Raw genomic sequence first — 6,000 nt, forward strand, 5'->3', positions numbered from 1 at the left:
GGCAAACCACCCCCGTGAAATACGGGACAGGCTAAGCCACTTGTTGGAACGAAGTGGAAATCCCGCCATAGCGGGACTAACGCTTCAGGGCAGCCTGCCCTGACACGGTCAGAGTCACCCCGCACGAACGCAAAGCCCAAAAACATTACCCACCATTTACACAGGACATGAATCTTTTGATGTTTTGAAAAAGTGTAATAACTTTGTAATTACAATACAATCACGATAACTATGGATGTTTCAGTTATTCAAATTGGTAATTCAAAAGGAATTCGCTTAAGCAAAAGCCTTTTAGAAAGATATAATATCAAAGACACCGTCGAACTGATATTAGAAAAAGGACATATTGTGATTAAACCAAAAGGAAATCCTCGAGAAGGTTGGGAAGCCGCGTTCAAGAAAATGCATGAATCTGGTGACGACAAGGCATTAATGAATGACGTTTTTGAAGACGAAAACTTTGAAGAATGGATTTAAAACAATACCAGATAGTATTGGTAAATCTTGACCCAACTGTTGGTAGTGATATTAAAAAGACAAGACCTTGTGTAATAATTTCACCAAATGAGATGAATAAATATCTCAATACAATAATTATTGCACCAATGACTACGAAATCTAAAAAATATCCGACAAGAATCGAAGTTAAACACGACAATAAAAAAGGGTGGATAGTACTTGACCAAATTCGGACAATTGATAAGCAACGAATTTATAAAGCATTAGATGGTTTGACAGTCAAAGAAATTGAGAAACTCAAAATGACAATTAAGGAATTATTGGTGGATTGATCACAAAAACGGTGGGAAATCGTGTAGGCGGCCCCGCCAGATTCCTCTGACGGGGAGCCCCTCCTCCCTATCCGTAGGCAAGCTCACACCACCGGATTCCGATACGGGACAGGCAGTACGGGTCTCGTAATCTTCCCTCCAGCCTGTCCCGATACGCTCCGCTATCGGGACAGACTATCGCTAAAATTCATAAAAATAGTGAGTAAATTCCCTTGCCTGACCCCGATTGGGTGCAAGTGTAACAAGACAACCCTGCAAGCAACAAACGAATGGACAACTGAAGATAGTAGCAGTAAAAAATTGTTTTGCGGTGTAAAACCCTTATTTTAACCGCATATTTTGCGGTGGTAATTATGTACATACACGAAAGAGAAAATTGGACAAACTTTGTTTGGGATAATTATAAGTTAACGCCCATCTTAGCGTCTGTAAGGCATTTACAGGGACGTTTGTTGGGCCGTATGGAAAGTTTGGGTTTTGACCTTATTGAACGTGCCACTTTAGAGTCCCTGATTTTAGATGTGGTAGATACATCAAGAATTGAAGGTGAATTTTTAAATCCTGAACTTGTTCGCTCATCTATTGCCCGAAAATTAGGTATTGAAAATGCTGACTTTGTGAAGACCCCGCGGAACATCGAAGGCATTGTTGATGTCATTTTAGATGCAACGCAAAATTTTGACCAACCACTCACAAAAACACGCCTTCTAGGTTGGCATAACTCACTTTTTCAAACAGGTTTTAGCGGTTATCAACAAATAGATGTTGCCAAATATCGTTCAGGCGGTATGAAAGTAGTTTCGGGAAACTTTGGTAGAGAGAAAATACATTTTGAAGCACCATCGGCAGACAGAGTTCCTCACGAAATGGAGCAATTTTTATATTGGTTAAATAATGATATCAGCTTGGATTTAGTTCTGAAATCCATCATTGCTCACTTTTGGTTTGTTACTATTCACCCTTTTGATGACGGTAATGGACGAATGGCGAGAGCAATTTTAGATATGTTTTTAGCAAAAAGTGACAATAGTAAGATTCGCTTTTACAGCTTGTCAAACCAAATCTTCAAAGAACATAAACACTATAACAACATTATTGAAAAAACACAAAAAGGAACATCCGACATCACTCCCTATTTAGAATGGTTTCTTGGTTGTTTTGAAAGAGCGTTGATGGCAAGCGAAGAAAATTTGGAAATCATTTTGGACAAAGCACACTTTTGGGACAAACACCAGTTAACAAACATTAACGACAGACAAAGACTTGTAATCAATTATCTGTACGACAATTACGGTAAAGAGGTGGGATTCTTACGAACATCAACTTACGCCAAACTTACTAAATGCTCGACAGACACAGCTTTGCGAGATTTGCAAGATTTAGTTGCAAAAGAAATGTTGAAAGCAGAAGACAGCGGAAAGAAAACAAACTATATTGTGATAAGTCCAAAAAAAATAAGAATACCTAAAATAACGGATGAAAAAACACCCGCACCCAATCGTATAGACGGCCCCGCCAGATTCCTCTGACGGGGAGCGCCTCCTCCCTTTCGTGAGGCAAGCTCACACCACCAAGCGACCCCGTCTAGAATGGCCCGGCATCCCGATACCGCCCGCTATCGGCACAGGCATTTCACCCCTTGGAACGTTCAACTTTTTGACCTATATTCACCATTCAAGGTACGCACACGGGCTTGCCAAAAGCAAACGTAAAGCGTTGAACGCTGGAAGTATAGAGATTGATGGAAGTACTTTGGAATACACTTTCGAAGGAGAAGGGATTCCCTGTTTGGTAACTGGTTCCTCGATTTATTATCCCCGGACGTTTCCAGACAATCTACGGCTGCATTTGAAAATGTACTTCGTGGACATGAAATGGTTTGCTAAAGGTTATGCCAAAGAAGATCTAAACCATGTAACCATTGAAACCATTGTTGAAGCTATCGAACAAATCCGCGAGGCCCTTGGTCTCGATATGCCCCTAATTTTGGGACATAGCATACACGGTACCATGGCTACAGAGTATGTCAAAAAACGTGAAGAAAAAGTATCCGGACTCATTGTTATAGGTTCACCTGCCGAATGGGGCAATGCTACCTATCAAGAAAAGGCTGCATCCCTTTGGGAAACCGCCTCCCCAAAACGGAAAGCACTTCAGGAACAAAACTGGGGGCAGACAAATGAAATCGATCGGCTGACGGGACAAAAAGAAGCGGCTGCAAGGTACAACAATATGGCTCCTCAGTATTGGTACGATCCCGAATACGATGCAGACTGGCTTTGGAAAGACATGACCGTGCATTCCGAAGTGACACAGCACATTTTCACAAAAGTGTTCCTTGACTACAACATGTTTAATCCGCCCGTACGGATCAGCGTTCCGGTGTTTGTTGGTTTGGGAAAGTATGATTATGTGATTCCCCATACGCTATGGAGGCCTTTGTATGAGGGCATTCCGGATTTTAAATTTATCATTTTCGAAAGGAGCGGGCATACACCACAATTGGAGGAACCGGAAGCATTCAGTGAAGCACTTATTGATTGGCTAAATAAACCAAAATCATAACCAAAGGAATTTAATGACTACATATGACGCAATAGTAATTGGTTCGGGAATTTCCGGAGGCTGGGCCGCCAAGGAATTATGTGAAAAAGGCTTAAAGACATTGGTCCTGGAGCGAGGCCGCGATATTCAACATATCAAGGATTATCCTACTGCCAGCAAGCACCCTTGGGAACTGGAACACAGGGGCGTAATGCCTAAGGACTATACGGATGCCAACCCGGTTTCCTCAAAGGCATGGCTGTTCGATGAGGGTTCGGCACATTTCTTTATAAAGGATGAAGAACATCCCTATGTTCAAAAAAAGCCCTTTGACTGGATTCGTGGGTATCAGGTTGGTGGCAGATCACTTACCTGGGGCCGTGCGAGTAACCGCTGGAGTGACAATGAATTCAAAGCGCCTGAACGTTTTGGATACGGGATATCTTGGCCAATTGGGTATGAGGATATAGCAAACTGGTATTCCTATGTTGAAAAGTTTGCCGGTATATGTGGTGGCACAGACGGTGTAGATTCCATGCCGGATGGCGATTATCTTCCGCCCTTCCCCTTGAATTGTGTGGAACAACATATGCAAAAAACTTTGGGCACCCATTTCCCAGACCGTAAAATGGTGCCTGGCCGGTGGGCGCATTTGAGTGAACCTGAGGATATCCACCTACAACAGGGCCGGGGCAAATGCCAATGTCGGAACCTCTGTGTAAGAGGTTGTCCACTTGGTGGATACTTTAGTTCGGTATCTTCCACCTTGCCGTGGGCAACGAAAACAGGAAACCTGACCATAAGACCGAATACAATTGTAGAATCTATTCTATACGATGATATATCTCAAAAAGCAAAGGGTGTTCGGATCATCGATACCATTACCAAAGAGGTACAAATCATCGAGGCCAGTATTATTTTCGTAAATGCCTCCGCTTTAAATACCAATCTTATTCTGTTGAACTCCAAGTCAAATCGATTTCCAAATGGCTTGGGGAATGACAGCGGTGTACTGGGAAAATATATATGCTTCCACAATTATCGGCCAAGTGCCTGGGCTACTATAGATGGTTTTGATGATGTTTACATTGATGGCAAGGTTCCTTCAGGTCCTATAATGCCCAATTTTAAAAACTTTGAAAGGCGCAATGCAAAATTCCTGGGAGGCTATATGACATTCATGGGTGCTTTTCGGCCGAAAAGAACCAGCGTGCCAAAATCAGAGCCCCAACTTGGCGTTGATTTTAAACACAGATTAAGTGAGCCCGGTCCTTGGAGGGTATACATGTACATGCAAGGCGAAACATTGCCCAAGGAGAGCAATCAGGTTTTCCTGAGCACTACCAAAAAGGATCCCTGGGGTATTCCCCAATTGGTCATGGATGTCGGTTATGATGAAAATGACGAGTTGATGATTCAGGATTTTCATGAGGAATCGAAAAAAATGATGGAGGTATTGGGATGTAAAAACATAGAGCTGAGAGACAATAAGCAAAATCCGGGGCTGGACATCCACGAAATGGGCGGAGTACGCATGGGAAAAGACCCCAATACTTCCATGCTTAATAAGTACAATCAGTTGCACCACTGCAAAAACGTCTTTGTAACAGATGGGGCTTGCATGACAAGTACAGGCAATCAGAGTCCATCCATCTTATATATGGCGCTGACTGCACGTGCAGCCAATTATGCTGCTGAACAATTTAAAAATGGAAACTTATAAACTGCTTTACTAATGGATAGAAGAAAAGCAATAAAGCATACTGCATTTTTATTAGGAACTTCCGTTGCTGGATCTGAACTCTTTTTATCCGGCTGTACTTCAGGTCGGGAGGATTACAAAAGCTTTGATTCTAAGGCTATTGCGCTAATGGATGAAATTGGAGAGACGATTTTGCCAGAATCGGAAAGATCCCCGGGGGCAAAATCTGCGGGAATAGGAATATTTATGGCAAAAATGATCACCGATTGCTATTCCTCTGCTGAAAGGACCATTTTCATGGATGGATTAAACAAAATTGATGAGCTGTCACAAAAAACGCATTCGAAGGATTTTGTAGCGCTTAGTTCCCAACAAAGAACCGAAATCTTGATTCCGCTCGACCGTGAAGCTGCCGAAACAGACCAGGATGGACCTTCACATTTTTTTTCCCTGATAAAACAACTCACATTGTTGGGTTATTTTACCTCTGAAATTGGTGTTACCCAGGCTTTAAGATATGATCCAGTTCCAGGGGGTTATGATGGCTGTGTACCTCTGGAAAAAGGCCAAACAGCCTGGTTTGGACCAACATCATCTATAGGCTAGCATTATAAACAAATAAAAATGGAAAGGAGAAGATTTATTCAGGCAACAGCATTGGGAGGACTGGCGTTGAGTATGGCATCATTTAATAATACAAAAAAGACGCATTACCTGACGCTGAGTTTTGATGATGGGTTCAAAAAATCCTTTTACCGCATAGCAGAGATTCATCAAAACTACGGCTTGAAGGCTTGTTTGAATGTGATTGCCACAGGCCATCTCAAAAGCTTCAACACGGAGCCTCAATGGATTCCCCAAAATCTATTGGGCGACTTCAATGATTGGAACAAGCTAAAAGAACGGGGACATGAAATCGAGCACGACGCAAGCGACACACGGAGGAACGATTGTAATACGTGC

Annotated in this window: 7 protein-coding genes; all 7 read left to right on the plus strand. The window is 42.4% G+C overall.

What is annotated here, in order from left to right; all coding sequences use genetic code 11:
- Window positions 1–231 precede the first annotated feature (231 nt).
- Window positions 232–477: an AbrB/MazE/SpoVT family DNA-binding domain-containing protein gene (locus IAQ59_RS17285; protein WP_209332094.1), complete on the plus strand. Its 246-nt coding sequence runs from the start codon at window positions 232–234 to the stop codon at window positions 475–477.
- A complete protein-coding gene (locus tag IAQ59_RS17290) occupies window positions 468–791 on the plus strand; it encodes a type II toxin-antitoxin system PemK/MazF family toxin (protein ID WP_209332095.1) in 324 nt (107 codons plus the stop codon). The genes IAQ59_RS17285 and IAQ59_RS17290 overlap by 10 nt, the downstream gene beginning before the upstream one ends.
- A gap of 353 nt (window positions 792–1,144) precedes the next feature.
- Window positions 1,145–2,320: a Fic family protein gene (locus IAQ59_RS17295; RefSeq protein WP_209332096.1), complete on the plus strand. Its 1,176-nt coding sequence runs from the start codon at window positions 1,145–1,147 to the stop codon at window positions 2,318–2,320.
- Window positions 2,321–2,507: 187 nt separating this feature from the next.
- Window positions 2,508–3,356 (plus strand): alpha/beta fold hydrolase, encoded by an 849-nt coding sequence (locus IAQ59_RS17300; RefSeq protein ID WP_209332097.1) that lies wholly within the window; start codon window positions 2,508–2,510, stop codon window positions 3,354–3,356.
- A gap of 13 nt (window positions 3,357–3,369) precedes the next feature.
- A complete protein-coding gene (locus IAQ59_RS17305; RefSeq protein ID WP_209332098.1) occupies window positions 3,370–5,058 on the plus strand; it encodes a GMC oxidoreductase in 1,689 nt (562 codons plus the stop codon).
- Between the two features lie 12 nt (window positions 5,059–5,070).
- Window positions 5,071–5,643 (plus strand): gluconate 2-dehydrogenase subunit 3 family protein, encoded by a 573-nt coding sequence (locus IAQ59_RS17310; RefSeq protein WP_209332099.1) that lies wholly within the window; start codon window positions 5,071–5,073, stop codon window positions 5,641–5,643.
- An 18-nt stretch (window positions 5,644–5,661) separates the two neighbouring features.
- Window positions 5,662–6,000, plus strand: a 339-nt coding sequence (locus tag IAQ59_RS17315; RefSeq protein ID WP_209332100.1) for a polysaccharide deacetylase family protein, incomplete at its 3' end; no start/stop codon positions are given.

Origin of the sequence: Lunatimonas salinarum, from assembly GCF_017811155.1 — a bacterium.
Taxonomy (GTDB): domain Bacteria; phylum Bacteroidota; class Bacteroidia; order Cytophagales; family Cyclobacteriaceae; genus Lunatimonas; species Lunatimonas salinarum.

Bases quoted from the DNA above. Each gene is read 5' to 3' on its own strand.
- IAQ59_RS17285 (WP_209332094.1), top strand. From the start codon at position 232: ATGGATGTTTCAGTTATTCAAATTGGTAATTCAAAAGGAATTCGCTTA.
- IAQ59_RS17305 (WP_209332098.1), top strand. From the start codon at position 3,370: ATGACTACATATGACGCAATAGTAATTGGTTCGGGAATTTCCGGAGGC.
- IAQ59_RS17290 (WP_209332095.1), top strand. From the start codon at position 468: ATGGATTTAAAACAATACCAGATAGTATTGGTAAATCTTGACCCAACT.
- IAQ59_RS17310 (WP_209332099.1), top strand. From the start codon at position 5,071: ATGGATAGAAGAAAAGCAATAAAGCATACTGCATTTTTATTAGGAACT.
- IAQ59_RS17295 (WP_209332096.1), top strand. From the start codon at position 1,145: ATGTACATACACGAAAGAGAAAATTGGACAAACTTTGTTTGGGATAAT.